The sequence below is a fragment of the Sphingomicrobium aestuariivivum genome, assembly GCF_024721585.1.
Classification (GTDB): Bacteria; Pseudomonadota; Alphaproteobacteria; order Sphingomonadales; family Sphingomonadaceae; genus Sphingomicrobium; species Sphingomicrobium aestuariivivum.
Genome location: NZ_CP102629.1, coordinates 1615001 through 1617500, shown reverse-complemented (window position 1 = coordinate 1617500; position 2500 = coordinate 1615001). Strand labels below are relative to the sequence as shown.

General features: G+C 55.1%; 1 tRNA gene and 2 rRNA genes (1 of these 3 only partly in view). All 3 read right to left on the bottom strand.

Going from position 1 to position 2500, the window contains the following annotated elements:
* Nucleotides 1–118 precede the first annotated feature (118 nt).
* A tRNA-Met gene (locus NUW81_RS08385) sits at nt 119–195 on the bottom strand.
* 139 nt (nt 196–334) lie between these two features.
* A 5S ribosomal RNA gene (rrf, locus tag NUW81_RS08380) occupies nt 335–449 on the bottom strand.
* Nucleotides 450–551: 102 nt separating this feature from the next.
* Nucleotides 552–2500, bottom strand: a 23S ribosomal RNA gene (locus tag NUW81_RS08375); it runs 842 nt beyond the window's last position.

The window sequence follows — 2500 nt, the reverse complement described above, 5'->3', positions numbered from 1 at the left end:
CGATGACCGGCAGCGACCATGAGCGCAAGCGAGACGGCCCGGAGTCCCCCGCGCGGTTGTGGGTTATGGGCAATAAAAAACCCCGCCTTTGGGGGCGGGGTGCGTGTGTTTTTTGTGATGGTTGCGGGGGTAGGATTTGAACCTACGACCTTCAGGTTATGAGCCTGACGAGCTACCGGACTGCTCCACCCCGCGTCACCAGCTGAGCCGTGATGACGGCACGCTTCATGCGTGCTGGCATTGGCTCGATCTATAAACACGAAAACCGCCGCCAGGGATCCAGCAGCGGTTTTTGTAACATTGAGAATGGGTCACTTCATACGGCGATCGCAAAGCCTGGCGACGACCTACTCTTCCGCAGCTTAAGCTGAAGTACCATCGGCGCTGTCCGGTTTCACGGCCGAGTTCGGGATGGGATCGGGTGGGGCACGGACGCTATGGTCACCAAGCTATGGGATCGTCGTATGAAGTATCTAGAAATCTTGGGGCGTTATCTTGCTGAGCGATACCGCATCATGTCGAGCCAAAGGGCTGTCGATGATGGTGGGACTCTCAAGCGCGAAAAGAGTAATTAGGACCGGTTAGCTCCATGCGTTACCGCACTTCCACACCCGGCCTATCAACGTGGTGGTCTTCCACGACTCGATGATACCTTATCTCAAGGGAGGCTTCCCGCTTAGATGCTTTCAGCGGTTATCCCGTCCATACATAGCTACCCTGCTGCACCGTTGGCACGATGACAGGTCCACCAGAGGTATGTTCACCCCGGTCCTCTCGTACTAGGGGCAACTCCTTTCAAGTATCGACGCCCACGGCAGATAGGGACCAAACTGTCTCGCGACGTTCTGAACCCAGCTCACGTACCACTTTAATTGGCGAACAGCCAAACCCTTGGGACCTGCTCCAGCCCCAGGATGTGATGAGCCGACATCGAGGTGCCAAACAACCCCGTCGATATGAGCTCTTGGGGGTTATCAGCCTGTTATCCCCGGCGTACCTTTTATCCGTTGAGCGATGGCCCTTCCACGAGGGACCACCGGATCACTATGACCGACTTTCGTCTCTGCTCGACCTGTCAGTCTCGCAGTCAGGCAGGCTTATGCCATTGCACTCTTGCAGACGGTTTCCAACCGTCCTGAGCCTACCATCGCGCGCCTCCGTTACTCTTTAGGAGGCGACCGCCCCAGTCAAACTACCCGCCACAGAGGGTCCCTGAACCGGATAACGGTTCGAGGTTAGACTGTAGAAAACATCAGGGTGGTATTTCACCAATGGCTCCCTTCCGACTGGCGCCGAAAGTTCAAAGCCTCCCACCTATCCTACACAAATGTTTCCCACAGCCACTCTGAAGCTGCAGTAAAGGTGCACGGGGTCTTTCCGTCTAACCGCGGGTACTCCGCATCTTCACGGAGAATTCAATTTCGCTGAGCAGGTGTTGGAGACAGTGGGGAAGTCGTTACGCCATTCGTGCAGGTCGGAACTTACCCGACAAGGAATTTCGCTACCTTAGGACCGTTATAGTTACGGCCGCCGTTTACTTGGGCTTCAATTCGGAGCTTGCACTCCTCCTTTTAACCTTCAAGCACCGGGCAGGCGTCAGACCCTATACGTCGTCTTGAAGCCGACTTAGCAGAGCCCTGTGTTTTTGATAAACAGTCGCTACCCCCTGGCCTGTGCCCCCCGCTAAAAGTTGCCTTCTAACGGGGCCTCCTTCTTCCGAAGGTACGGAGGCAATTTGCCGAGTTCCTTCAACACCCTTCTCTCAAGCGCCTTGGTATACTCTACCTGCCCACCTGTGTCGGTTTCGGGTACGGTCTATAATGGAGAGGCTATTTCCCGGCACAACTTGGCAGCCCGACCAATCCGATAAGGTCGAACTACATCCGCCATGCGTCACACATCTCCAGGTACAGGAATATTAACCTGTTTCCCATCGACTACCCCCTTCGGGCTCGTCTTAGGGGCCGACTCACCCTGCGCGGATTAGCCTTGCGCAGGAACCCTTGGGCTTTCGGCGAGAGGGCATCTCACCCTCTTTATCGCTACTCATGTCAGCATTCGCACTTCTGATATCTCCACCGTCGGTTACCCTTCGGCTTCACAGACTTACAGAACGCTCCGCTACCGCTCGTGATAAATCACGAACCCTAAGCTTCGGTGCATCACTTTAGCCCCGATACATCTTCGCCGCAGGAACCCTTATTTAGACCAGTGAGCTGTTACGCTTTCTTTAAAGGATGGCTGCTTCTAAGCCAACCTCCTGGTTGTTTTGGGATTCCCACATGCTTTCCCACTTAGTGATGACTTGGGGACCTTAGCTGTAGGTTAGGGCTGTTTCCCTTTTGACGACGGACCTTAGCACCCGCCGTCTGTCTCCCGGATAAGTCTCGTTGGTATTCGGAGTTTGGTTAGGTTTGGTACCGCTCGCGCAGCCCTAGCCCATCCAGTGCTCTACCCCCAACGGCATACATCCGAGGCACTACCTCAATAGTTTTCGCGG